This window comes from Myxococcus sp. MISCRS1, from assembly GCF_026626605.1.
GTDB classification, from domain to species: domain Bacteria; phylum Myxococcota; class Myxococcia; order Myxococcales; family Myxococcaceae; genus Myxococcus; species Myxococcus fulvus.
In genome coordinates this window covers 2415865-2440832 of the sequence record NZ_JAPNKB010000001.1, presented here as the reverse complement: position 1 = coordinate 2440832, position 24968 = coordinate 2415865, and the positions used below count along the sequence as shown (strand labels likewise).

22 protein-coding genes are annotated in these 24968 nt (G+C 70.4%); 4 read left to right on the top strand and 18 right to left on the bottom strand.

Features of this window, described 5'->3' with window-relative positions:
- Window positions 1-4: 4 nt before the first annotated feature.
- On the top strand, window positions 5-823 hold the full coding sequence (locus OWM54_RS09305) for an inositol monophosphatase family protein (protein ID WP_223750543.1): 819 nt from the start codon (window positions 5-7) through the stop codon (window positions 821-823).
- Between the two features lie 3 nt (window positions 824-826).
- Here OWM54_RS09305 and OWM54_RS09300 read toward each other — a convergent pair whose 3' ends face one another.
- The 15 genes from OWM54_RS09300 to mglB all read right to left on the bottom strand — a co-directional run bounded on the left by OWM54_RS09300 (window position 827) and on the right by mglB (window position 17207).
- Complete coding sequence (locus OWM54_RS09300; protein ID WP_223784981.1) at window positions 827-1216, bottom strand: hypothetical protein; 390 nt, start codon at window positions 1214-1216, stop codon at window positions 827-829.
- A gap of 57 nt (window positions 1217-1273) precedes the next feature.
- The gene (locus tag OWM54_RS09295) at window positions 1274-2218 is read right to left on the bottom strand and encodes an ATP-grasp domain-containing protein (RefSeq protein ID WP_267697230.1); all 945 of its coding nucleotides are present in this window, start codon (window positions 2216-2218) and stop codon (window positions 1274-1276) included.
- Window positions 2215-3060 carry a hypothetical protein gene (locus tag OWM54_RS09290; protein WP_223784979.1) on the bottom strand — a complete coding sequence of 282 codons (846 nt, stop codon included), beginning with the start codon at window positions 3058-3060 and terminating at the stop codon, window positions 2215-2217. Before OWM54_RS09290 ends, OWM54_RS09295 begins: the two co-directional genes overlap by 4 nt.
- A gap of 122 nt (window positions 3061-3182) precedes the next feature.
- Window positions 3183-3797, bottom strand: a complete 615-nt coding sequence (locus tag OWM54_RS09285) for a polysaccharide biosynthesis/export family protein (protein ID WP_141332045.1) — start codon at window positions 3795-3797, stop codon at window positions 3183-3185.
- 46 nt (window positions 3798-3843) lie between these two features.
- The gene (locus OWM54_RS09280; protein ID WP_267697229.1) at window positions 3844-5109 is read right to left on the bottom strand and encodes a hypothetical protein; all 1266 of its coding nucleotides are present in this window, start codon (window positions 5107-5109) and stop codon (window positions 3844-3846) included.
- A 115-nt stretch (window positions 5110-5224) separates the two neighbouring features.
- On the bottom strand, window positions 5225-5785 hold the full coding sequence (locus OWM54_RS09275) for a hypothetical protein (RefSeq protein WP_141332047.1): 561 nt from the start codon (window positions 5783-5785) through the stop codon (window positions 5225-5227).
- An 87-nt stretch (window positions 5786-5872) separates the two neighbouring features.
- Entirely contained in the window at window positions 5873-6319 is a 447-nt protein-coding gene (locus OWM54_RS09270) for a cyclic nucleotide-binding domain-containing protein (protein WP_223750548.1), read from the bottom strand.
- A gap of 34 nt (window positions 6320-6353) precedes the next feature.
- Complete coding sequence (locus tag OWM54_RS09265; protein ID WP_267697228.1) at window positions 6354-7694, bottom strand: AgmX/PglI C-terminal domain-containing protein; 1341 nt, start codon at window positions 7692-7694, stop codon at window positions 6354-6356.
- 3 nt (window positions 7695-7697) lie between these two features.
- Entirely contained in the window at window positions 7698-7997 is a 300-nt protein-coding gene (locus tag OWM54_RS09260; protein ID WP_074957907.1) for a hypothetical protein, read from the bottom strand.
- 7 nt (window positions 7998-8004) lie between these two features.
- A complete protein-coding gene (locus tag OWM54_RS09255) occupies window positions 8005-9477 on the bottom strand; it encodes a tetratricopeptide repeat protein (protein WP_267697227.1) in 1473 nt (490 codons plus the stop codon).
- The gene (locus OWM54_RS09250; RefSeq protein ID WP_267697226.1) at window positions 9474-12860 is read right to left on the bottom strand and encodes a tetratricopeptide repeat protein; all 3387 of its coding nucleotides are present in this window, start codon (window positions 12858-12860) and stop codon (window positions 9474-9476) included. Before OWM54_RS09250 ends, OWM54_RS09255 begins: the two co-directional genes overlap by 4 nt.
- The gene (locus OWM54_RS09245; RefSeq protein WP_267697225.1) at window positions 12860-15268 is read right to left on the bottom strand and encodes a tetratricopeptide repeat protein; all 2409 of its coding nucleotides are present in this window, start codon (window positions 15266-15268) and stop codon (window positions 12860-12862) included. Before OWM54_RS09245 ends, OWM54_RS09250 begins: the two co-directional genes overlap by 1 nt.
- 16 nt (window positions 15269-15284) lie before the next feature.
- Window positions 15285-16013, bottom strand: a complete 729-nt coding sequence (locus tag OWM54_RS09240) for a dihydrolipoamide acetyltransferase (RefSeq protein WP_324289058.1) — start codon at window positions 16011-16013, stop codon at window positions 15285-15287.
- Between the two features lie 115 nt (window positions 16014-16128).
- Complete coding sequence (gene mglA / locus OWM54_RS09235) at window positions 16129-16716, bottom strand: gliding-motility regulator Ras-like GTPase MglA (RefSeq protein ID WP_046712132.1); 588 nt, start codon at window positions 16714-16716, stop codon at window positions 16129-16131.
- An 11-nt stretch (window positions 16717-16727) separates the two neighbouring features.
- Window positions 16728-17207: a gliding-motility regulator GTPase-activating protein MglB gene (mglB, locus tag OWM54_RS09230; protein ID WP_002637270.1), complete on the bottom strand. Its 480-nt coding sequence runs from the start codon at window positions 17205-17207 to the stop codon at window positions 16728-16730.
- Window positions 17208-17558: 351 nt separating this feature from the next.
- On the opposite strand from mglB, the gene OWM54_RS09225 reads away from it, so the two are divergent.
- The 3 genes from OWM54_RS09225 to OWM54_RS09215 are packed head-to-tail and all read left to right on the top strand — an operon-like array spanning window position 17559 to window position 22926.
- Entirely contained in the window at window positions 17559-19064 is a 1506-nt protein-coding gene (locus tag OWM54_RS09225; RefSeq protein WP_267701110.1) for an MSCRAMM family protein, read from the top strand.
- Window positions 19061-21037, top strand: coding sequence for a hypothetical protein (locus OWM54_RS09220; protein ID WP_267697224.1), 1977 nt, complete (start codon window positions 19061-19063; stop codon window positions 21035-21037). The genes OWM54_RS09225 and OWM54_RS09220 overlap by 4 nt, the downstream gene beginning before the upstream one ends.
- Window positions 21038-21039: 2 nt before the next feature.
- On the top strand, window positions 21040-22926 hold the full coding sequence (locus OWM54_RS09215; protein ID WP_267697223.1) for a protein kinase domain-containing protein: 1887 nt from the start codon (window positions 21040-21042) through the stop codon (window positions 22924-22926).
- Window positions 22927-22969: 43 nt separating this feature from the next.
- On the opposite strand, the gene recR is transcribed toward OWM54_RS09215, so the two are convergent.
- The 3 genes from recR to OWM54_RS09200 are packed head-to-tail and all read right to left on the bottom strand — an operon-like array spanning window position 22970 to window position 24943.
- Window positions 22970-23563, bottom strand: coding sequence for a recombination mediator RecR (gene recR, locus OWM54_RS09210; protein ID WP_046712136.1), 594 nt, complete (start codon window positions 23561-23563; stop codon window positions 22970-22972).
- A gap of 6 nt (window positions 23564-23569) precedes the next feature.
- Window positions 23570-23887, bottom strand: coding sequence for a YbaB/EbfC family nucleoid-associated protein (locus OWM54_RS09205; protein WP_046712137.1), 318 nt, complete (start codon window positions 23885-23887; stop codon window positions 23570-23572).
- Between the two features lie 60 nt (window positions 23888-23947).
- Complete coding sequence (locus tag OWM54_RS09200) at window positions 23948-24943, bottom strand: DNA polymerase III subunit gamma/tau (RefSeq protein WP_267697222.1); 996 nt, start codon at window positions 24941-24943, stop codon at window positions 23948-23950.
- Between the last annotated feature and the right edge of the window lie 25 nt (window positions 24944-24968).

Below are 24968 nucleotides of genomic sequence, written 5' to 3'. Positions count from 1 at the left end.
CCGAATGTCTGACGACAGCCCCGCCGAGCTGCGCCGCACCGCGGAGGAGGGTGCGCGCCTCGCCGGTCGAATCCTCGCCGACCGCTTCCTCGGCGAGCGCGTCATCGAGCTCAAGGGTGGCATCGACCTGGTGACGGACGCGGACCGTGCCTCCGAGGAGGCGCTGCTCGCGTTCATCCGTGAGCGACACCCCACGCACGCCATCCTCGCGGAGGAGAGCGGCGCGTCGGCGGGCTCGGACGGACTGCGGTGGCTGGTGGACCCGCTCGACGGCACCACCAACTACGCCCACCGCGTGCCGCACTTCTGCGTCAGCGTCGCCGTGGAGTCGAAGGACGGCGTCGTGGCGGGCGCCGTGTACGACCCGATGCTGGACGAGCTCTTCTCCGCCGCGAGAGGGCAGGGCGCCACGCTCAACGGACGTCCCCTGCGCGCCAGCGCCGTGGACCGGTTGGACCGCGCGCTGTTGTGCACGGGCTTTCCCTACGACGTGCGCGAGAATCCCGAGGGCCCCGTGGGGCTCTTCACCCGCTTCGTGCTGCGCGCCCAGGGCATGCGCCGCACGGGCAGCGCCGCCATGGACCTGGCCTACGTGGCCGCGGGCCGCTTCGACGGGTTCTTCGAGTTCGGGCTCAAGCCCTGGGACATCGCCGCGGGCTCGCTGCTGGTGGAGGAGTCCGGAGGCGTCATCCGCCACGTCACGGGGGCTCCCTTCAGCGTGATGCGCGGAGACGTCATCGCCTCCGCGCCCGCCCTGGCCCCGGAGCTGCTCTCCGAGGCCAGGCACTTCATCGACGAGCTGGGCTGGACGCCCCGCCCCTGAGGCTCAGCCGCGCAGCTCGGACAGCGCCCGCGCGAAGGCGCTCGTGGTGGCCCCCTGCGCCCCCACTTCCTTGCCGTGCTTCTTCGACTTGTCGTTGTTCATCTTGCGGTGGGCCTCATCGCGGGCGGCCTTCTCCTGCTGCGTGGCCTTGTCCTCGATGTCCTTGCCCTTGTCGGTGAGCGCGTCCGCCGCCTTCTTGCCCAAATCCGACGCCTTCTTCGCCGAATCCACCACGCCCATCAGCGACCACTGCTCCGCGAGCGACGCCTGCACCGCCTGGCGCAGCTCCTCCGCGCTGTGGCCCACCGTGGGCGCCGCGACGTGGCCCGCCTCGGCCAGCTTCGGAAGATCGCTCGACGAAATCAGCCCTGCCTCGGTCGACAGCTTCGACATGTGATGCCCCCTCGTTGCTTTCCGGGTTTCCCATGACCCAGGAAAATTACAGCGTCATCAGGTTAACGGAGCGTCGAGGAAATCCGCAAGTTGCCGGGAGATGGGCAGGCCCGTGTTCTGCTCGAACCACATGAAGCCCGGGCAGGTATTCACCTCCAGGCAGACCCAGTCCTCGGGCCGCGAGGAGCCACCCGGAGGCTGGATGAGGTCGATGCCGGCGAGGTCCAGGCCGAGCCTGCGGGAGAGGTTGCGACAGGCCTGGGCGACAGGCTCGGGCAGCTCCACCGCGTCCAGGCTCACCGCGTGGCCCGTCATGTCGGGGTGGCGGTAGTCCAGGGCCTGCGTCACCGCGCGGCAGGCCAGCACGTGGTGTGCGCCGATGACGTGGGCGCGGACATTGTTGCCGGGGATGCGCTGTTGGAACTGGTGCGGCGCCAGCGGCTTGCCGGGTCGGGCCGAGGCGCGGGTGGCCTCCCACGACACCTGCTTCACGAGGGAGCGCTCGTCGCTGACGGACTTGATGACGGGGTCTCCGTCCAGTCCTCGCGCGAAGTGCTCCCAGCGCTCCCAGGTGCCTCCGGCCAGGGTGTCCGGCACGCGCAGGCCCGAGGCGAGGATGGCGGCGTACTGACACGGCTTGCTGCCATTGGAGAGCATCGCGGTGGCGCGGTTGGCCACGGGCCCGGGGAACAGGTCCAGGAGCGCCGCGGCGTGGGCCTGCTCGGCACGGACTTGGGGCGTGGGCGCCTGCTCGAGGTTGCCCGTCCCTAGCCGCGAGTAGATGCCGGAGATGCGCTCCAGCCCGACACGCCACGTGGGGAAGCACACCGCGCCGCGCAGACGGCCCAGTCCCGGAGGTCCCTGCGGCAGCTCCAGCTCGAGGCGAACGTCGACGCCCAGGTGGCGCTCGTCCACGAAGAGGTACTCGCGTCCGGTGTCGGTGAGGTGCTTCAAGAAGAACGCCGTGAGCAGCTCGTCCACGGGCCCCATGACGAGGATCATCGCGCGACCTCCGTGCTCGTGAGCCGCTCGGCGAGGAATCGCTCCACCTGCGCCAGGGCCGCGGCGTCCTCCTGCGCCAGCAGGCGCTCCAGGCTCTCGGGCGACGTGCCCAACTGGAGGGCCGTCCAGCGCGGAGCCTCTGGTGTGCCCGACGTCACCAGGAGGACCTCGAGGACCTCCGCGCCGCAGTCCGCGGCCAGTCGCGTGAGGTCCGCTTCCAGCGAGGGAGAGAGGACGGGCGGCGACTCCTCGAACTCCAGCGGCCAGAGCGTGACGTGCGAGCCCATCACCAGGGCCTGCCTCAGCGGGCCGGGCTCGGGCACCGTCCACCACACTTCACCCTGCCGCGTCCCCACCTCCTCGGGCCAGCGGGTCCACCGCTGTCCGTCCTCGGGCGGTGTGCCCAGGTGGAAGTGGGGTGGCGCGAGGACACTCGTGGCCTCGGGCAACGGCAGCTTCTGTGCAATCACCCGCCACATCGCCGTCGTCCACAGCGGTGAGAGCAGACCGCGTCGGTTGATGACCCGCGCGGGACAGCATGTGTGGAAGCCGTCGCGCAGGGCCTCGTGCTCCGAGCGCAGGTAGTCGCTCTCCGCTGGCGGCAGCGCGCCCTCGGACAGGCACCAGAGGACATCCTCGGGCCCCAGCTCCAGCTCACCCCACGGGCCGATGAGCCCCGCGTGGAAGCGTCCGCCGACCACCTCCACCCACGGCGTGACAGCGCCGCCCCATTCCTCCAGCGACACTTCGACGACACGCACGTCCGCGTGAGTGGCCTGTGCGCGGAGCACGTCACGCACGAAGGGAAACGACTCGGAGCCGATGAGCACGAGGTGGCGCATGCACCTCGCAGTCTGCACCGCGCGAGCACACCGCGACGAGACGGGTGCGAAGCGACCTGAGCAGGTCCGCGGGAACTCGGAGCCGAGTTCCTTGAACGAGACCGCGGCGGGTCGAGTCTTGCCTAGAAGAAGCTCTCCGGCACGAAGACGATGTCGCCGGGCTGGAGCATGAAGTTCTTCTCCCGCCCCACGCCGATGTCCTCGACGGGCACGCGAATCTTGCGCTCCTGCCCATCCACCACGCGCGTCACCAGCGTGTTGTTCTTCGCCGCCAGCTTGGTGAAGCCACCCGCGAGGGTAATCGCCTGGACGATGGACATCTCACCATCCACGGGGAAGGTGCCGGGCTTCTGCACCTCGCCGAAGACGAACACCTTCTGCGAGTTGTACTCGCGGATCAGCACCGACACCTGCGGCCTGCGCACGTAGCGCGACAGGCACTCGCGCAGCGCGTCCGCCGCGGTGCTGGGCGTCTTCCCGCGCAGCGGCACCTTGCCGCACAGCGGATAGTCGATGGTGCCCTCGGGGGACAGGCGCCAGGTGCCCGAGTGCTCGGGCTCCTGGAACACGCGCACCTCCACCACGTCACCAGGCCCCAGCGTGCCGCCTCCCGTTCGGGCCTCACCGGCCTCCGCGGCGGGCGTGGGCACGGGCGGAGGAGGGCGCTGCGCGGAGCCGAAGCACGCGGACAGCACGCCGGACAGCAGCACGACGAGGGACAGGCGGAGCGTTCTCATCCGGGAGGAGACCCAGGTAGGGGAGGGTGCCCGGTGGCTCGGGCGCTCAGTACGTCACGGCGAGGCGAGCATACCCCTCGTGCCGCGTGTAGTTCAGGCCGCCGCCCTCCACGTTGGAGGAGCGCTTGCTCAGCGTGTAGCCGAAGGCGCCGGTGAGCCACGGACGGAACTGGTACTCGGGCCCCGCGTCCACCGTCACCACCGTGTCCCCACGGCTGCCCTCGAAGCTCAGGAAGTCCACCATGCCCGCCACGCGCACGGTCAGCTTGCCGCCCCACAGGGCCCGCGCCTCGGCGTAGCCCCGGTCGTCCCGGAACGTGCCGTACGCCGCCACCGGCTCCAGCATGCGCAGGTAGCCGCCCTTGAAGGTCAACGTCTGGCTGTACAGGTACGTGCCCTCCAGCTGGGCAATCACCGTCCCGCCGCTCACGTCACCGAAGGTCTGCGCCCAGCCCGCCTTCGCCGTCACCGCGACCTTGGGGGAGACCAGGCCCGCCACGCCCACCATCGCTCGCGCCACCTGGGCGTCCGGACCGCCGTCGTTGAAGTAGCGGCGCACGTCCACGCCCGTGTCGAGCACGAAGGCCGTCTTCGGCAGGAAGCGCCAGCGGCTCTCCAGCCCCAGGTGCAGGTTGCCGTAGTCGAATTGGTCCGCGCGCACGGGGTCGCAGACGCCGTCGCCGCAGTCCACGGGGGCCTGGGCGGCCAAAGGCTCGAAGAACTCCACCGCGTAGGCGACGTTGGGCGTCACCTCCACCGCGCCGCCGCCCGGCTTCCACGGCATCTTCACGCGCGCCTCGTTGTAGAGGCTCAGGATTCCCGCCGCGATGGCCGCCGTGCGCGTGCGGTCCGAGCGCACGAACTGGTCCGACAGCTCCAGCGACAGCGGAGCCTCCGGGTTGAGGCGCGCCGACAGGTCCGCCGCGCCCTCCATGTGAGAGGCCGCCTTCGAGCCCGGCGTCATCAAGCCGGTGAAGAGCACGTAGTCCAGGTTGGCGTTCAGGTTGAACGCGAGCTTCTGCGACGGGATGTCCAGCTTGAAGCCCGGCCGGAAGCGCAGCGCCACCTCACCGGACAAGTCGGGGGACACGCCTCCGGGATAGTTCTCGCCTTGCGTGCGGCCGAAGTAGCCCACGCCGCTGTCCACCCGCGTCTCCAGCTCGAAGTACGGGTGCAGCCGGCCGTTGCCCACCTTGATGCCATTGCCGCCCGCAGCGGGCGCGGAGAGCGCTTCCTGGGCGGAGGCCACGCCGGCGTGCGCTGTCAGCGCCAGCCCGCAGACCGTGCCCCAGAATGTCCCTCGCAGCGTCATGACTTGGATTGGCTTCCCGCGACTCGGGGCGTCATAGCACGCGCGTTTTCAGGGTCCGAAGAATTGTTCGACAAAGGACGGGCACTCGTCCGATGAGCCAGAGGGCACACGGGGGCTAATTGACGGGGCTGGCTGGTGGCGGACGGACGAGCACGACGTCCGGAGGCGGCGGGCGGGTGGGGTCTCCACCCGGCAGGTTCTCCGGCTCCTCGACCTCGATGAAGAGGTTCTCGTCGGTGCGGAAGGCGAGCTGGCCGATACACTCCTCGGCCTCCGAGCGCAGCTGTCCGACCTTCTGCCGGGCGATCATCACCTTGGTGAATTCATGCTCGCTGGTGGAGACCTCGCGCCGGGTGAGCGACTCCTGGAGCGACACGTCGGCCTGCTCGGAGATGCGCAGCAGTCCCTTGATTTGGGTCAGCTTCTCGTTGGCGCAGTTGAGCTTCACCACGTCCTTGGTGCGGCGCGCCTCCTCCACCTTGCCGATGACCTGGCGGAGCACGTCCCGCATGACGCCGAGGGCCTGGGTGCTGCGCTCCAGCTTCTGCGCGTCCGGCACCTCGCTGGCCTTCTCGAGCGTGGCGGTGGCGGCGGGGGCTCGGGGAGACGGCACCGGCCCCTGCGCGACGGCCACTCCTGTGGCGACGACGACGGCGACCATTCCGACAGTGCGCATACGCCTCACGGCTCTCCCGGCCCTTGCCATTGGATCAAAGCGTAGAAGGCGGGGAGGGGGGTGTCAAACCAACAACCCCCCAGTTATTCAGTGGTTACCGGAGAGCCGGGCATTGGCGTCCCGCAGTCGGGCAGCCAGGCTTCGCGCGATGTTGATGACGACGAAGGTGAACCCGTCGGGGTGGCTCTGGCGGAAGACGCGCAGGTCCTGGGCGGTGAGCTGGAGCAGGTGGGCGTCCGTGTGCGCGCGCACGGTGGCGGAGCGGTGGTCCTTGTCGATGAGGCCCATCTCCCCGAAGAACTCGGGCGGAGACAGCCGCGCGAGCGGATGCAGCGACCCGTCCGGGCCCCTGCGGGCGACCTCCACCTGACCCCGGATGAGGAGGAAGAGGCTGTCGCCCAGGTCCCCCTCCTCGAAGATGACCTCGCCGGCCGTGTAGTGGAGCGTCCGCGCCAGCTCGGCGAGGCGGGACAGCTCCTCCGGGGCGAGCATCTCGAACAGCGGTGAGGCGGCGATGACGGCCAGCTTCTCCATGGTCCCCTCGGAGCCCGGGCTCGGACGCGCCAGCCTACCCCGTCGGCGAGAAGACGAAGGGGTAGGAAACGGTGGCGTCCGAGTCGGGCTTGAAGGGGAACACCCAGGCGCGGATGGCGGCGCGGATGCAGCTGGCCACGGCCTCGCTGCCGAGCGTGTTCTCGTCGATGTCGAAGTCGCCCACGCGCCCCGAGGGGGTGATGGAGAAGCGCACCACCACCTTGCCCTTGAGGCTGGGGTTTCGCTTGAGCTCCTTCTCGTAGCAGCTCTGGATGGCGCCCTTGCGCGCGCGCACGTAGCGGGCGAGCGCGTCGCGGTCCACCTCGGAGCTGTCGACCTCCGGGGCGGCGTCCTGCACGCGGCCCTTCACGTCGACTTCCTTCTTGGTGCCCAGGTCGACCTTGCCGCCGCCCTGGGTGCCCAATTCGCCGATGCCCGTCACGGTGCCGGTGCCGCCGCCGCGAGGGCCGTTGCCCTTGCCCACGGAGGCCTCGTTGGCCACGCCCACGCCGCCGGCGCCCTGGAGGGCCGCGACGATGTCGTTGCCGCCGCTGGCGCCGCCCAGCACGTCCTGGAAGGCGCCGGAGCCGGAGCCCTTCGAGCCGAGCATCTTCAAGAGGCCCTTGTCGGAGACCTTCTTCACCATCTCCGCGTGGCGCTCGGCGGCGGCGCGGGTGGAGGGCTTCGGTTCGGCGGGCTTGTCGGTGGCGGCCTCGGCCGTCCTGGGCTCTTCCTTGGGGGCTTCGGCGGGGCCGGGCGCGGTGGGCTTGGGCGGCTCGATGGGGCGCTGGGGGATGATGGCGCGCACGAAGCGGTCATCGAGCTGATCCAACGCCAGCTCCTGCTCCTTGGGGGCCTCGGCGGAGAGGATGATGGCGGCGCCGGAGAAGTGGACCAGGAGCGAGATGGCGAGGATGCCGAAGAAGACGCGGTCCATCGTCTTCCAGCGGCTGACGCGCACGTCCGAGGGGAGCAGCGGACGCTCCTCCTCGGCGGGGGGCGCGACGAACTGGAAGAAGAGGGTGGCGTCGCCCAGCTCCACCTTGCCGCGGGCGGTCTCCTGCAGGGGTAGGACGTAGAGGTCTCCGCGGCGCGAGGCGAGCCCCTGGGAGCGCAGCGCATCGAAGTCCACGTCGGACGAGCCCAGGTTGACGCGGCCCTTCATGGACTCGTTGATGACGAGCTGGAACTGCTGGCCCTGGTTCTCGAAGACGCTGAAGCGCGCGGGCCTGTCGTCCGAGGCGGGCAGGACGATGGTGTTGCGCGCGTCGTGGCCGATGGTGACGGTCTCACGACGGACGTGGTGCTCCTCGACGATCTGGCCGTTCTGGATGAGGCCGACGCGGAGCAGCTTGGCGGGCGAAGGGGCTGCCATGGACTAGAAGGGCTCCTGCTCGACGCTCTTCTCGACCTTGGGCACGAAGCTCTCCGTGCGGTTGAGCTCGTCGAAGCTCAGGTTGGAGCGGGGGAGGATGTAGAAGGCCTGGGGCTTCTGGATGCGTCCCTCGACGGTGAGCGCGTCCAGGCGGATGACCTTGCGAGGTGCCTTCTTCGCGGCGGCGGCCTCGGTGGTGGCCGAGGTCTGCTGGGCGGTGCTCGTGGCGGAGGACGTGGACTTGTCCTGCGCGAGCACGGGCGCGGCGGCGAGCAGCACGAAGAGGGTGAGAGGGGCACGCATGGAGGTCCTAGTTCCTGTCGTCGGCCAGCTTACCCGAGCCGGCCTTCGCGGGCGTGGGGGCAGGGGGGCTCTCGGCCGGAGGAGGGGCGGCCTGGGTTCCAGGCTGGGACACCGCGCCGGGGGCGGTGGTTCCGGGTGTCACGGGTGACCGGGACGTGTCCGTGGGGGCGTGTGGGTCGGACGGGGGCGAGGCGGGAGCCGACACGGTGGCGTCGGGGGCCTGCTTCGCGGCCTCCTTCTGGGCCTTCTCCGCCTCCGCGGCCTTGCGGAGCTGGTCCTTGCGCTCGCGCTCGAGGCGCCGCTCTTCACGCTCGATGCTCTTGCGTGCGTCCTTGGTGTATTGGGGGATGCGGTCGTCCTTGCCGCCCTGGGCCTCGTAGCGCTCGAAGTAGGTGAGCGCCGTCTTGTAGCGCCCGACGGGGTCGCCGCCTGGTGGCTCCACGTCGAGGTACAGGATGGCGAGGTTGAACAGCGGGTCGGGCTGCTGCGGGCGCAGTTCGAGCACGCGCTCGTACTCGGCCTTGGAGCGCTCGAAGTCACCGGTGCCGCGGTAGGCATTGCCCAGGTTGAGGCGCGCGGCGGCGAAGTCCGGCGCGGACCTCACGGCGGCCTCCAGCTCCGTCACGGCGGCGGCGTAGTCCTGTGCCTCGTTGAGCATCGCGCCGAAGTTGTTGCGAGCCTCGGCGAAGTCGGGTCGCAGCTTCGCGGCCTCCTTGAACTCCTCCAGCGCCTGCGGCCTGACGTTCAGCGCCAGGTACACCAGCCCGAGCGCGTTGCGCGTGGCGGCGTCCGAGGGCGCGATGTCGCGCGCGTTCTCGAGCACCATGCGCGCCAGCTCCTGCTTGCCCTCGCGGTAGTAGACCTGCGCGAGGACCTGCATGGCGTGCGTGTGTCGCTCGTCGCCCTTGAGCGCGCGCTTCGCCTCGGTGGCCGCGGGCCCCAGCTTCTTCTGCTGGAGCAGCGTGACGGCCAGCGCCGTGCGCAGCGTCACCGAGTCCTGCTTCGTCTCCAGGAGCCCGCGCAGCTCCGTCTCCAGCGCCGCCGAGCGGCCCGTGCGGCCGTACAGGCGCGTCAGGCAGTCCCACGCGGACTGTTGCTCGGGCGCGAGGGTGAGGGCCTGGCGGTACGAGCGCTCCGCGTCCTCGTGCTTGCCCAGGCGCTCCTGGACGATGCCCAGGTTGGTCCACGCGTAGTCGAGCTTCGGCTCCTGCGTCACCAGGGCGCGCAGTGCAGCTTCGGCTGCTGTCAGCTCGCCCGTCCGCGCGATGGCCACCGCCTGGTCGAAGTCCTCGGCCGCGCTGCGGCGAGGTGGCTCGACGACGGGGGGCGCCTTCGCCGCCGTGTCCTGGGGGACGGGTGCGGGCGCGTCCTGCGCGGGACGTGTCTCCGGTGCGGAGGCGCACGCGGACAACCACAGCCCCGATGAGAGGAACAGCGCGGTGAGGGCCGAGGCCCCGAGCGTGCGTGGCGTGGTGCTCACGGCTTGGCCCCCCCGGTGATGCGGCGCTCGTCCTCGGGAGAGGGCTGGGGCGGGCCGCTCACGTGGCCGATGAGCCCTTCCGGATAGGTGGCCTCGGACGCGAGGGCCTGCTTGGGCTCCTTGAGCACCGGGTACTCCTTCGGACGGAAGCGGTTGAGGGCCTCCAGCGTGCGCCGGGTCCACTCGTTGGACACGCGATTCTTCCGCGCCTCCGCCAGCGCCACCGCGTAGCTCTCCACCGCGGCGTCCTCCAGCTCCGCCGTGTTCTGCGCGAGCAGGTCCTGGTACGTCACCACCGCCTCTTCACCCAGCCGCTTCACGTCCGGAGGCACGGGCGTCTCGATGATGGTGTTCGCGAAGCGCTCCAGCGCGTAGCCGGACCGATAGGCCGCCGCGAGCGACCACTCGAGCTGCTTGTACGGATACACACGCGCGTACGCGTCCTTCACCGTCTTCACACCCGCGCGCTTCACAGCGAAGCTGCGCACCAGCGTCTTGCCCCAGCCGCCAATCTTCAGCTTGTCGAACTGGCGCAGCTGCGCCTCCGCCAACTGGAAGCGTCCATACGCCGCCGCGTTCGCCGCGAGCGGGTGCGTGTCCGGCTTGAGCTTGCGCCGGTCGAACTCGTTCGCCGCCTGCGTGTAGTCCTTCTGCGCCTGCTTCTCGTTGCCGAGCTTCTGGTGCGCGTCACCCATGCGCCGGTGCGCGTCCACCACCAGCTCCACCTGCGCGGACTTGTTCGCGTACTTGCGCACGAACTCCTGGAGCGCGCGCACCTCGCCGCGAGCATCCCCCTGCTTCTCCAGCAGGACGGCGGCGCGGTACTGGTTCTTCGGCGCGTCCTCGGCGGAGGGGAACAGCTCCGCGTAGCGGATGAAGGTGGCCGCGGCCTCGGAATAACGCTGCTGGCCCTCCAGCAGGCGCGCGGTGTTGAAGAGCGCCGCCTCGCGGTCCTTCGACTTGGGGTAGTCCTTCACCAGCTTCTGGTAGCTGATGACGGCCTTGTCGAAGTCGTAGGACTTCTCCGCGTTGACGGCCACGCGGAACAGCGCCGCGTCCGCGAGCGGAGAGGCCGGGTACTCGCGGTAGATGCGCTCGTAGAGCTTGAGCGCCGAGTCGAACCGCCGTGTGTTCTCGTGCGCGACGGCCGCGTTGTTCAGCGCCTTGTCGGCGAACTCGTGCCGGGGCGCCTCGTCGACGAGCTGCGTGTACTTGCGCGCAGCCTCCTCGTACTTGCCCTCGGCCAGCAGCTGGTCCGCCAGCTTGAAGCGGCCCGCGAGCTTGAACTTCACGAGCTGCTGATGCAGCTCGCTGGACGGCTCGATGACCTGCGTGTTGCCGGCCAGCCGGGCGCTGACCTCCTCCACGCTGCGCCAGTCCTTGTCGATGAGGAAGGACTCGACGGTGAGGTTGGTGGCGTAGCGGGCCACCTCGTTCTTCGGCCACGTCTGGATGATGCGCTCGAAGCGCTTGCGCGCCTCGGGGAAGTCGTCGTGCGCGTAATACAGCTCCGCGGCCTTGTACGCGATGCCGGGCGCCTTCGCGTCGCGAGGCAGCAGCGCGGCGTACCGGTCCGACGCGGACACCAGCTTCGCCTCGGTGGGCGTCAGCGGCGCGGGCTTCACCGCGGAGCCCTCCGGACGCTCACTGGAGCGCAGTACCTCCAGCTTCGGCGCCTTGCCGGCCTGCTGCTCCTGGGCGAGGAGTTGCTGCCACGCGAGCACCGCGCTGTGCGCCGCGTCGTCGCGGTGCTTCACGCTCTCACCCGTGTCTCGCACGCGCTCGTAGGCCTTCGCGGCCTCGGCGAACTGGAACGAGAAGTAGAGGCACTCGGCGTAATAGAAGCGCATCTCGCCCGCGCTCTTGCTGCGCGGGAAGCGCTCCAGGTACGTGCCATACGAGCGGGCCGCGGTGGCGAAGCCCGCCTGGGCCTGCTCGAAGCGGCCCTCCTTCTTGAACACCAGCGCCTGCTGATGGTGGAAGGTGGCGGTGGTGTAGAGGCTCTTCTCGACGAGCGCGTTGGCGCGGGAGACCGCGTCCGGGTCGCCCATGTTCTTCGCGTGCCATGCGGTGCCGGGCTGATAACGGGTGGCCAGCTTCTCCGACTCGGCGAAGGACTCCGCCATCATCCGGTCGCGCTCGTAGGACTGCACGATGCGCTGCTGGAGCTCGGGCGCGTCGGGCGTCAGCGGCTCCTTCTCCAGCACCTGGCGATAGGCCACGATGGCGGACGCGTAGTTCGTCTGGTCGAAGTACACGTGCCCGAGGCGACGGTAGACGTCCGCCTCGTACGGACGCCCGGCGCGCTTGACGAACAGCGACTTCGCGCGAGGCAGGCCGCCCCACGACTCGTCCGCGAGCGAGATGGCCACGTACTGCAGGGCCTCGTCGCGCAGGTCTCCGCCCACCTCGGTGTTGCCCTGGGCCACGGCCTGGGCCTGGTAGAAGTCCACCAGCGTGAGGAAGGACTCCACGCCCTCGTCGAAGCGGTCCATCCGGTAGTACGTCCAGCCCAGCTTGTAGAGGGCCTTGTCGTAGAGCGGGTGGAGCGTGTCGCGGGAGGCGGCCTCGAAGGCCTGGGCCGCGCGCGGCAGCGCCTGCGGGTCCTTGTAGTTCTCGAACCAGTACTCGCCGATGCGCACCCACGCCTCGGTGGCGAAGCGGCTGCGCGGATAGCGCGCGATGAGCTGTTGATAGGCGAGGAAGCTCTCCTCCACCTGCTCCTGTTCCTCCAGGCAGTAGCCCAGCAGGTAGGACGCGCCGTCGTTGAAGCGGTAGTCCGGGTACTCCTTCAGCAGCCGGCGATACAGCGCGATGGAGTCCGCGTAGTCCTTCTTCGGCTCCACGGGGAACGCCGTGCCGTCGGGGTTCTTGTCGTGGATCTCCAGCCGGTCGCGGTACTCCTTCATCGCCAGCTGATGCTCGTCCTGCGAGCGCTCGTAATAGAGCTCCGCGAGGCGGAACATCACGTCGGGCGTGTAGCGCGGCTCGCTGGGGTAGCGGCGCAGGAACTCCTCGAAGCGGACGATGGCCTCCATCCGCTCCTTGCGCTCCTGGGCCTCGAAGTCGCGGATGACCTTCTCGTACGAGGACGCGAGCGAGTCCCGCTTCTGCTCGTACTTGTGCTCCATCAGCCCCTGGACGTCGCGGCTGAACTCGCGCGACTCCTCGTCGTACGTGCGCAGGGCGTGGCTGACGTCCTGGAGCAGCAGCTCCTCGTCCGGCGAGCGACCCAGCCCATTCAGGTAGTCGCGCGAGGGCGTGCCCGAAGGGCTCGGGGCCTCCGTGTCGGAGGGGCTCGTGGCCTGGGCGGGAGCCTCCGGCGCCTGGGCGGCGGCGGGCAGCGAGGCCAGCGAGAGCAGCACCGCGAGAACGCGCCGCATCACCGGCTCTCCTCCGACGACAGCACGTCCCGGAAGTCGGCGTCGAGCGCGCGCAGGGCCTCGGCCTTCTGCGCGGAGACCTTCTGGATGGACGTCGTCTTGTCCTGCTTCTCGGTGAAGGCCACGTCCACCACACCCACGTCCGCCTTGAGCACCAGGTCGTAGAACTGTCGGCGCACGCGCCGGACGCTGTCATACGCGATGCGGCCCACGAGCTGCTTCGCGTTGCCGGCCACCGCGGCCACCTCGGCCTCGTAGCGCTCGAGCAGCTGCTGCTCGGCCAGCACCTTCGCCCGGATGCGCGTGGCCTTCTGCTCCACGCGTCCGCGCAGCGCACCCTGGGCCTGGGCGACACGTCCTCGCAAGGCCTCGCCGCGCTGGCGCACCGCATGTGCGCGAGTCATGAGGCCCGAGGGCGCCTGTCGTCGTTCGGCCTCCTCGAGCACCGCGTGCTCCGCGCGCAGCGCCTGCGCGAACCGGCCGCGGATGGCCTGCTCTCCGGCCAGGGCCGCCGCCGCGCCGTTGCGCTCATCGGCGAGCCGCCCGCGCGTGCGGTCCAGCTCCCCCTGCAAATCCGTGAGCGTCTGGACCTCTGCCTGGAGCTGCACGAGGAACTCCTGCTCCTCCTCGGGAGGCGTCTGCCGGAGCAGCCGCGTGTCATCCACCCACTTGCGCACCGCCGCGGCGATGGCGTGCAGCCCCTGCACCTCCGCGCCCAGCCGGAAGGCCTCTCGGTCCACCGCGTCCACGCGCGCCTGCATCCGCCGCAGCCGCTCCTCCAGGTCCTGCTGCGTGGCGGGCATCGAGGCGAAGCGGACGGCCAGCGCCTCGCGCTCACGACGCAGCGGCGCGAGCCGGGCGCGCTCGTCGGCGGTGAGCGAGGGCTCCAAGGACAGCCCCTCCAGCTCCACCAGCGAGGCCTCGACCTGGATGCTCGCCGTCTCCACGGAGTCCGAGCGCGTGAAGCCCTCCTGCAGCTCCGGGAAGGCCTGCAGCTTGCGCGTGTCCAGGGCCGTGAGGATGCGCGCGGCCAGCTCCCGCGCCTCCAGCGTGTCCCTCCGCCCGCTGTCGATGTCGCCCACCGTCTTCATCGCGCTGCTCACCTCGCGCTCCGTCGACGCGTACTTCAGCGCGAGCGGAGGCAGGAGCGTGCGCACGTCCGGCACGGTGTCGGTGCGCGCCAGGAGTCGCTCGAAGTACGCCACCGGGTCGCGGTTGGCGCGCAGGAGCACGTCCACCTTGTCACGCTCCGGACGGAAGGTGCCGATGAGCTCGTCGTACGACGCGATGGCCTCCTCGTACCGCTTGAGCTTCTGGAGCAGGTGTCCGCGCAGCAGCTTCGCCTCGGGCGCGAGCTTGGAGTCGGGCGACACGAGCAGCAGGATGTCGACGGCGTTCTTCGCCTCCTGGTGGTTGCCCTTGCGCACCTGCGTCCACGCGATTTCGTAGAGCGACTCCGGGAACGACTCGCTCTCCTGCGGCACCCGGCCGTACCAGTCCAGCGCCTCGTCGAAGCGGCCCGCCTCGTACAAGAGGCGTCCCAGCGACATCAGCGCCAGCTCACGGATGCGCTCCGTGTCCGTGTCCGCGGTGGCGCGGACCTGGGGCTTGTTCCTCGTCTTCGGCGCCGTCGTCTCGGCCGCGCCCTCCACGGGCGTGAGCAGCTGCTGCAACTGGAGGATGGCGATGGGCAGCTCACCCGCCTGCATCGACAGCACCGCCATGTGGTAGCGCGCCTGCAACTGGTAGGGCCCGCCGTGGGCCTGGGCCAGGGGCGCGAAGGCGGCCCTCGCGTGGGCGATGCGCTCGGAAGGCGCCAGGTCCGTGCGACGGAACAACCGCTTCGCGTAGACGTACTGGATGTCCGCGGGGAGCTGTCCGCCGAACAGCCCGCGCGCCTGCTCCACGTAGGCGTCCACGTCGTCGTAGAGGTTCAGCCGGCCGCTGATGGCCAGGTAGCGCGTGAGCGCGTCGCGGTGGCGCGGCGAGGGCGTGGGCAGCGACAGCAGCTCGCGCAGGTACAGCCGCGCGCCCACGTCGTTCTTCTGCTGGTACAGCGCGTCCGCCAGGAAGTAGAGCGCGTCCGCGTACCGGGGGTGGCCGCGGAACTCCGGGTCGCTCACCAGGTCGTAGAAGTGGACGGAGGCCGCGGTCCAGTCGCCCAGGAGGTACTGAATCTCCGCGTCGGAGTAGCGGCGCACGCGCGCCTGCGCCTCGTCGGGCTCCGGCTGCTGGCTGTACTTCGTCTCCACCTGACGGAGGCTCTCCTCGGCGAGCTGGAGCTGGCGCTCCACCGTCGTCAGGCGCTGCTCCAGCTGCTGCGCCGTGGGCGGGGGAGGGGGCGTGTCGGCCCGGGCGACAGCGCCACCCGCGAGGCCGAGCACCAGGGCGAGTGCGCGAAGCGACACGTTCACCGGCGTGCCCCTACCGCGCTTCAGTGGAGGTGGTGGCCGGGGGAGTCGTCCCCGCTTCGCCGTCGATGCGGGGCGCCGCGTCGCGCGACAGCTCGATGTCGTAGCGCACCGCGGGCCGGTCCTTGTGGTCCGTGGTCACGCCGCCCTGCTCGAAGCCCACCACGCGCACCGTGGACACCTTCCCCGGCTCCGCGTTGAAGGTGTAGCTGGATTGCACCTTGAACTTGTAGCCCTCCACGTAGCTGAACACGCCGAAGCCGTTGCCCCGGTACACCAGGCGCACCGCGAGCTGGTGCTGGCCCGGGACGATGCGCCCGTTGAAGACCTCGAACTGCTCGCGCTTGGCGAGCTCGCCCTGCAGGTCCAGCTGCGTGAAGATGGGCGCGCCGTCGAGCGCGTACGTCACCGACTCCAGGATGAAGGAGCCGCCCATCTCGTTCTTGTGGACGATGTGCGCTCGCGCGCCCGTGGTGACGTCACCGCCGAGCACCGTCTCCTGAAGCAGCAGGAGCCGCGCCTTGGAGCGGTAGATCTTCTCCTTCAGGTCGACGACCTGCTCCTCCAGCGTCTTCACGCGCGCGTTGAAGGCCTCGTCCGCGGTGCTGTCACCCTCGGGCGCGGAGACCTGGGCGGCGGCGACTGGCGGCTGGGCGGGAGAGCGCGACTCCTGCGCGAGCGCCGACCCACAGAGGGTGGCGCTCACGAGCGCGAGGAGTCGGAGGGTGGCTGCGACACGCACTGTGCGACCTCAGGAGGCGGACGGCCCGGCCCGTCGGCAGCAGGTTGTAACACCCTTGACCGCGGGGCGTCTCGTCACCCGCGGTACGGGAGCCGGTTGCCCGGCCGCTTCCTCGTCAGCCGCCCTTCTTCAGTTCGGTGAGCACCAGCTTCGCCACCGCCTTGAGCGTGTCGAACACGCCCACGCCCGTCGGAGCAATCGCCTCGTACTTGGGGATGTTGCGCGGGTTGAGCGCCTTCTGCATCTCATCCACGGTGACGGCGTTGGGCAGGTCGCGCTTGTTGTACTGGATGACGTACGGAATCTTGTTCAGGTCGTAGCCCTGCTCGGCCAGGTTGATGCGCAGGTTCTCGAGCGACTCCATGTTCGCCTCCATGCGCTCGATCTGACTGTCGGCCACGAAGACGACGCCGTCGACACCCTTCAGGATGAGCTTGCGGCTGGCGTCGTAGAACACCTGACCGGGCACCGTGTAGAGGTGGAAGCGCGTCTTGAAGCCGCGGATCTCGCCGAGCGACAGCGGCAGGAAGTCGAAGAAGAGCGTGCGGTCCGTCTCGGTGGAGAGCGAGATGAGCTTGCCCTTCGTCTCGGCCGCCGTCTTGTTGTAGATGTACTGGAGGTTGGTCGTCTTCCCGCAGAGACCCGGCCCGTAATAGACAATCTTGCAGTTGATTTCGCGGGATGAGTAGTTGATGAAGGACATGGCTTCCCGGGTTACTCGCTGAAGAGGTTGTCGATATCGTCGTCGGAGATCTCGGCGAACGGCGACCCGGCACCCGGGCTGTCCGTCTTCTTCACCAGACTCTCGAAGATCTTCGTGAGCTCGTCGCTGGCCTTCTTGATGCGCAGGCGGACGAGGCCCAGGCTCGTGCGGTTGTCGAAGATGACGACCAGCACCACCCGGCTGCCGACAATCGTCATGTAGAGCGAGTCCTTGGCCCCTTCGTGGAACTGGTTGGGGAACTCGTTCTCACCGATCAACTTGGCGAGCCCGCCCATCGCCGCCACGTTGCCGGCCGTCAGCGAGGCCAGGGACGTGGTGTCGATGTTCTGCGTCTGGCCAGCCGAGGAGATGAGCTGCCCGTTCTTGTCGACGAGGAAGACCACCTTCGCGTTCGCGTCCTTGGTGAGCCGGTCGCAAACGGCGTTGATCTTGGTGAACTCCTCTTCGTACATCACCAGTTGCGTGCCCATGGGCGTATGCGCTCCTCAGCGTTCGCTCGTCCCTCTCACGGTGCCACCCCGTTGTTTCTGGAGTGAATCCCGGAGGTTAGACGAGGCGCTACCGACCGTGAGGATGCTTAGCAAAGCCCCTCCACCACAGCAAGAAGCCATCCGTTCCTGGCGGTGAGAACGAGGATGTCCCGGGCTTGTCCGCCCGCTTCGAACCCCCGGCGAGCCCCGGTCAACCCCCTCCAGGGCCTTTCCAGGTGGACTGAGGGTGCTGGTTTGGGGGTGTTCGCGGGTTTCTCTATACTCCGCCGGGCTTTGACGCCCCCACGCCCCCTTGCCCCCATCCTGGCGCGTCTGGCGCCCTTGCTGTTGGTGCTGGTCGCCGCTCCGTCCGTCCGGGCGGAGGAGGTGCGCGAGCGAGCCTCGCTGCGCCTTCGCTACGGCATTGCCCTCCGAAACGGACAGCAGGCCGATGTAGGGCCCGGGCTCACCTATGACGGCTTCACACCGAATGATCTGGCGGTGCTGGGGACGGCGTGGGCGGGCGCGTGGCTGGGCGGGTGGGCGTCGGTGCAGCGGGAGGGGTTCGACCTGAAGGAGGACTCGGTGAGGATCACCGGCGGCAGCCTCCTGAGGGCGTCGGTGGGTCCCCGGGCCCGGGCCTTCCTGGGGCCGGTGCGCGCGGAGCTGGGGGCGGGCTACGGGTACGCGCAGCTGCCCGTCTTCGGCACCTCGGATGAGCCGGTGCTGGCGCGGGGCGTGCGGCACGCGGCCCTGGTGAGCGCGAGCGTGCGGGTGCCGCTCTTCACCCGGCTGGCGGTGGAGGCGCGGGGCGAGGTGCCGGTGTCGCTGTCGGTCAAGGACGCGGCGGGCGCGAAGGCGGAGGCCAAGGGCTTCGCGGCGGGCGGCGCGCTGTTGTTCCCGCTGACGGGCGGGGGGAGCTGGTCCGGGACGGTGCTCCTGGACTTCCAGCACGTGCAGGACACCGTGACGCTCGTGGACGGCTCGCGCTCCGAGCAGCGGATGCGCCGGGTGGGCGCGGCGCTGGAGGTGGCGTGGAACGACGCGCCCTCCGCTCCGGCAGCGCCACCGCCGCCGCCTCGGGTGCCGATGGGCACGCTGGTGCTCCAGTTGCTGGACGCGGAGTCGGGCGCGCCGCTTCCTGCCGCGAAGGTGGTGCTCGTCGCCAATGGCGTGGAGGGCGCGCCTCGCGAGGCGGATGCCCAGGGCAACGTGGAGGGCGTGGAGCTGCCTCCGGGAGATGTCGTGGCGCGGGTGAGCGCGGAGGGCTACGCGCCGGCCGAGGGCCGCGTCACGTTGGAGGATGGTGGCCGCGTGGCGCTGGCGGTGCGCGCGCGCAAGCTGCCGCCGCCCACGGGGGGCCTCAAGATTTCGGTGGTGAGCGCGGGTAATGGCGTGCCGCTGCCCGGAGTGCGGCTGATGGTGGGCGGCGTGGAGGCGCGCACGGACCTGCGCGGTGAGGTCCACGTGAAGGAGTTGCCGCCGGGCCCCGTGGCCGTGGTGGCGACGTCCTCGGGTTACCGCACGGCGGAGGAGGCGGCCATCATCGTGGCGGGGCAGGAGACGGCGCTCTCGGTGCCGCTCGCCTCCGAGCGCAAGGGCGAGCCCGCGACGCTCACCGGCCAGGTGCGCAACGCACGCGGTGGCAAGCCCATCGCCGCCACGCTCCTGATTCCGCAGGCGAAGGTGAAGGCGCGCACGGACGCGAAGGGGGCGTTCACCTTCAAGGTCCGCGGTGGCACCTACCGCATCACCATCTCCGCGCGCGGGTTCTTCACGCAGTCGAAGCTCGTCACCTTGAAGGACGGCGAGCAGGCCATCTTCAACGTCGATCTCTTCCCGAGGCAGAAACGGTGAGCAACACGCGTCCCTGGCTCCTGGCCCTCCTGCTCGTCGTGTCGGGTTGCGACGACGAGGCGGCCACTCCAGCCCCTCCTCCCGTCGAGTCCGCCGCGGCCCCCGACTCGGGCCCCGCCGTGGAGCTGGCCCGACTGGAGGGCCTGTCCGGCGACGTGCAGGTGGAGCGCGGCGGCAAGAAGGTCCCCGCGCAGGCGGGCCCGCTGTATTCGGGCGACGCGGTGGAGACGGGGGCGTCGGGCGCGGCGACCCTCAGCTTCCCGGACGGGCGCTCGGTGGAGGTGGGCGCGGACGCGCGCGTCGGCGTGGGCCAGGACGCAGGCGGCGTGGTGCTGAAGGTGGAGCGCGGCATCGTGTTGTCGCGCGTGCCCGCGAAGCCCGCGGGGGCTCCGGCCGGGAAGAAGGTGGCGCTCACGCTGCTGACGCCCTTCGGCCTCACGCGCGTGGGCTCCGAGCCCAGCGAGGTCTCCGTCCAGGTGACGAAGGACGCCGGCCGCGTGGAGGTGAAGCTGGGCGCCATCGAGTTCGTCGCGAAGGACGGCAAGCAGCTGCGCGCCTCCGAAGGCGACTCGGTGGAGGTGTCCGCGGGCCGGGCGGAGCTGAGGCTCAAGGGCTCGCGGCGGGTGGAGCTGGAGCCCATCGACGTGACGGTGCGGGTGGGCTCGGGCCGGGCGGAGCTGCGCGGGAAGGACGCGAAGCGCTGGAGGTCGGTGCGCGCGGACGGCGAGGTGCTCGCGCCCGGTGACGGCGTGCGCACGCGCGCGGGTGGCTCGGTGGACCTGGCGCTGAAGAACTCGTCCTCGCAGCTCACCCTGGGCCCCTCGGCGGAGATGGTGCTGGAGGGCGCGGGGCAGGGCGGCACGAGCGATGAGGCGCGGCTGGACCTGCGCCAGGGACGACTGGGGCTCCAGCTCGCGCAGGGCCGCGAGAGCCGCGTGGTGCTGCCGGGGCTTACCTTGGAGGGGGACGGCGCATCGCGGCTGGCGGTGCGGCGCACGGGGTCGGGTTATCTGGTGGACGCGCAGACGGGGCGGGTGACGCTGGTGCGCGGCGAGACGCGACAGCCGCTGCGGGCGGGAGAGCGGGCTGTCGTCTCGGGTGAGACGGGCGAGGCGCGCATCGAGTCGCTCGGCCCCGCGCCCCTGCTGCTCGGCGCGGGAGACGGCGCGGAGGTGTACCACCAGGACATGCCCGAGGTGGCCTTCGGCTGGGAGAAGGAGGGCGAGGTGACGGTGGAGGTGGCGACGGACGCGGAGTTCACCAGGCCCCTGCTGACGGGCACGGTGTTCCAGCCCTTCGTCAACGTGCCGGCGCCCGCACGCGGGACGCTCTTCTGGCGGGTGAAGGGCAAGGACGGTCAGGAGGTGGCGAAGGGCAGCGCGGTGTTCGCGCCGGAGCGGCTCGGTCGGGATTTGGACCGGGTGCGCAACGTGGTGCCGGAGGGGCTGGAGAAGACGACCATCTTCTACCAGGACAAACCGCCGGCCGTGACGTTCACCTATTCGGAGGAGACGTCGGCGGCGCGCTACCGGGTGGCGGTGTACCGGGCGGGCGCGTTGGACAAGCCCGTGGCGGAGCGCACGGTGACGGAGGCGCGCGCGGCGTTGGATGCGGGCGCGCTGAGCGAGGGCAGCTACCTGTGGTCCGTCACGCCGTTGTCCGAGTCGGGTGAGCAGCTGAAGGGGGGCCGGATGAACAAGCTGGAGCTGGTGTACGACAACTCGGTGCCGATGCTGCTCGTGTCGCAGCCGCGCCAGGGGCAACGCTCCGCGGCGAAGGTGAGGGCCACGGGGGTGGCGCCGGTGAACGCGCGCGTGTCCATCAATGGACGTCCCGCCAGCCTGGACGGCAAGCATCGGTTCGATACGTGGGTGGAGCCGGTGGGCTCGCCCCCGCTGCTGGTGTTTAGAATGACGCGACCGGGTGCTCCGGATGTCCACACGGTGCGCACCTTGAAAGAGCGAGGGCCCTGAGGATGTCCCCCCCCCAGACGACACAGCCCGGCTCCGGCACCGAGGAGGCTCCTCCGCCGCTGCTTCGCCCGTACGGCCCCTATGTCCTCGTGCGCAAGCTGGCCGAGGGCGGCATGGCGGAGATCTTCCTCGCCAAGCTGCTCGGCGCCGACGGCTTCGAGCGCAACGTGGTCATCAAGCGGATGCTGCCGCACCTGTCGAACATCCCCGACTTCGTGGAGATGTTCCGGGACGAGGCGCGGCTGGCCGCGAAGCTGTCGCACCCCAACATCGTGCAGATACAGGAGCTCGGCTTCACCGAGGGCTGCTACTACATCTGCATGGAGTACCTCGCGGGCGAGGACTTCTCCACGACGCTGCGGCTGGCGGGACGGCGACGCGCGTACCTGCCGTTCCCCATCGTGCTGCGCGTGCTCATCGACTCGGCGCGAGGGCTGCACTACGCCCACGAGTTCTGCAACGAGCTGGGGCAGCCGCTCAACGTGGTGCACCGCGACATCTCCCCGTCGAACCTGTACCTGACGTACCAGGGGCAGGTGAAGGTGCTGGACTTCGGCATCGCCAAGGCCGAGTCGAGGCTCGCCAACACGCGCACCGGCGTCGTGAAGGGCAAGTACATGTACATGGCGCCGGAGCAGGCCAAGGGGCAGGGGGTGGACCGGCGCGCGGACATCTTCGCGCTCGGCGTCAGCCTGTACGAGGCGCTCACGCACGTGCGGCCCTTCTCGCGGGAGAACGACCTGGCGGTCCTCAACGCGCTCCTGCACGGCGAGTTCAAGCGTCCGCGCGAGCTGCGGCCGGACCTTCCCGCGGAGCTGGAGGCCATCGTCCTCAAGGCGATGGCGCCGCTGCCGCAGGACCGCTACGCCACGGCGGAGGCCTTCGCCGAGGACCTGGAGGCGTTCCTCGGCGAGCACCTGAGCGCCGCGGGCACGCCGCAGCTCGGCGCGTTCCTGCGCAGCCACTTCGGTGAGGACCGCTTCACCGAGCGCACCCGCATCCCCACGCTGTCCTCGCTCTCCGCCGCGCTGGGCGTGGTGACGCAGGCGACGGGCGTGGCGGAGATGGGGACGGACGTGGTGGGGGGGCCTTCCTCCGCGACGGGCGCCACCGACGTGGCCACGGCGCGCGGTTGGAGCGCGCGCTCGCCGGCGTCGTCCTCGGGGTTGGTGCCGGCGGCGACGAAGACTCCGGCCACCGAGTCGGCGCCGACGCCCGTCGCCGCGCCCCGTGCTCGCGGATGGCGTCCGCTCGTCGTGGGGCTCGCGGGTGGGTTGTTGCTCGCGGGCGTGGGCATCGTGGGCTACGCGCGGCTCGTCGCTCCCGTGTCGGCGGGCGTCGTGGCTCCTCCCCTCGCGGCTGTCGCAACCTCGCCGGTGGAGGCACCGGTCGCTGCTCCCTCGACGGAAGGGGTCGCCGAACCCGCGCCGCAGGCCGTGTCGCCCGTGTCGCCGCCACCTGTCGGGACGCAGCCTCCCGAGGGTGTGGCGGCGCAGGGGACTGGCGGTGAGGCGGGCGCGGTGGGGAGCGCGTTGTCACCACCGCCGCCCGTGGAGGAGGTGGCGGAGGGCAAGTCCGTGAAGAGCACGGCGAAGAAGAAGGTGTCGCTCACCGTGGATGACATCTCCCGCGTCGTGGCGAAGGGGCGCTCGCGCATCACCACGTGCTTCGAGAAGAACCGCGCGGACCTGCCGGCGAGCGAGGGCCAGGTGCAGGTGGAGTTCTCCATCGCCTCGACGGGGAAGGTGCGGGCGGGCGTGAGCGGGGCGCTCGCGCAGACGGGTGTGGGCCGCTGTCTCCAAGCGCAGGCGGAGCGACTGCGCTTCCCGGCGCACCTCGACGAGGAGGTGAACGTGGTGGTGCCGTTCTCCTGGCGACTGACGCGGTAGGCGGCAGCACGGCGCCGGGAGCTTCCGGCGCCGGCTCGTACGACTAGAGGTCGCGGCGGGCGGACAGTGCCTTCGCCAGCGTGGCCTGGTCGGCGTACTCGAGGTCACCGCCCATGGGCAGGCCCTGGGCGATGCGGGTGAGGCGCAGGCCCATGGGCTTGAGCAGGCGCGTCAGGTAGAGCGCGGTGGCCTCGCCCTCGACGTCCGGATTGGTGGCGAGGATGAGCTCCTCCACCTGGCTGTCGGTGAGCCGCTCCAACAGCTCCTTGATGCGGAGCTGGTCCGGGCCCACGCCCTCGAGCGGGGACAGCACGCCGTGCAGCACGTGGTAGCGGCCCTTGAACTCGCGGGTGCGCTCGAGCGCCATCAGGTCCGCGAAGGTCTCCACGACGCACAGCACCCGCTCGTCACGGCGGTGGTCCCTGCAGAAGCCGCAGGTCTCCGTGTCCGTGAGGGAGAAGCAGCGCACGCACAGGTGCACCTTCTCCTTCACCTCGCGGATGGCCTGCGACAGCTCGGAGGCGTATTCGCCCGGAGAGCGCAGGATGTGGAACGCGAGGCGCTGGGCGGTCTTCTCCCCGATGCCTGGCAGCTTCGCGAGCTGGGCGACGAGGCGGTTCAGCGGATCGGGAGTCATCCGGTATCAGGTAACGCCGGGGATCTTGATGCCGCCGGAGATTTTCGCGAGCTCGCGCTGCATGTGCTGACGGCTGCTCGCCAGGGCGGCGTTCACCGCGGCGGTGATGAGGTCCTCGAGCATCGACGTGTCGTTCGGGTCGATGGCTTCCTTGTCGATCTTGATGCTGCGGATCTCCTGGATGCCGTTGGCCACGACGGTGACGCGGCCCTCGCCGGCCTTGGCCTCGACGGTCTCCTCGGCCAGCTGCTGCTTGCGCTCTTCGATCTTCTCCGTCAGCTTGTTCGCCTGCCGGATGAAGTAGTTCAGGTCGACGCCGGGCATGTGCTTCCTCGGTACGGGCGTGGAGTGTGGCGCGCACCCTAGCGTCGCGCGCGTCCATTGTCAGGCGCTGTCGTCAGGGGCTTCGACAGGAGCGTCGGCGACCGAGGCGGCGGAGGGGCGCTCGGGCTCGTAGATCTGGATGTGCTCGATTTCTCCACCCAGGACCAAGAGCACGGAGCGGACCGAGGCGTGGTTGCGCACCTTGCTCTCGGTGTTCTTCTCGTGGGTGGCGCGGCTCTGCGCGTCGCGCTCGGCGAGGCTGGGCGCGGCCCGGGAGTCGTCCGCGGACACGTCCTGGAAGGACAGCTTCACGGGCCGGCCGAAGTGCTCGGCCAGGAGCTTGTCGATGGTGGCCTTGCCCGCGGCGGCGGACACCGACATGCGGTGCAGTCCCGCGGAGGGGAGGAATCCGAGGATGATCTCCCCGGCCTTCATCGACATGAGCCGGCCGTTCGCGAGGGCGGTGCCGTGGCGCAGGGAGCCCGCCTTCACGGTCTCCACCGCGGCGCGCCAACGCTCGATGAGCGGCAGGTTGGGGTTGTCGCGCCCGCGTGCCACGGGGGCGGGCGCGGCGGCCATGGGAGGCGGCTCGGGCTCGGGCGCGGCGGTGGGGGCTTCGGGCTCGGGAATGCACTCGCCGGAGGCGCAGCCGCCCGGAGAGGCCTCTTCTGGATAGAAGCGGGACTCCTCGTCGCTGTCGCCGTAGGGAGGTGGCTCGGGCGGGCCGGGCGGCGGCTCGGGCTTGCGGACGTTGATGACGCGGACGGTGGGCGCCGGCTCGGTGGTGCGGGAGAGCGGGGTGGCGCCCGCATGCGGGCCGGGGGGACTGATGGGCTGCTGCGGGGGCGGCGCTGCCGTGGGCGCGGGCGGACCGTTGCGCAGGAAGGACAGGGGCCGCGCGGCGGACGGGGGCAGGCCCTCCAGGACGGGGCCCGAGGGCAGGGGATTCTCGACGGGATACGCCGATGGGGGCGGAGCGTCCGAGACAGTCTGGGCGCCGCCGCCGTTGCGCAGGAAGGACAGGGGGCGCGCGGCGGACGGAGGCAGCCCGGCCATCACCGGACCCGTGGCGGGGACGGGA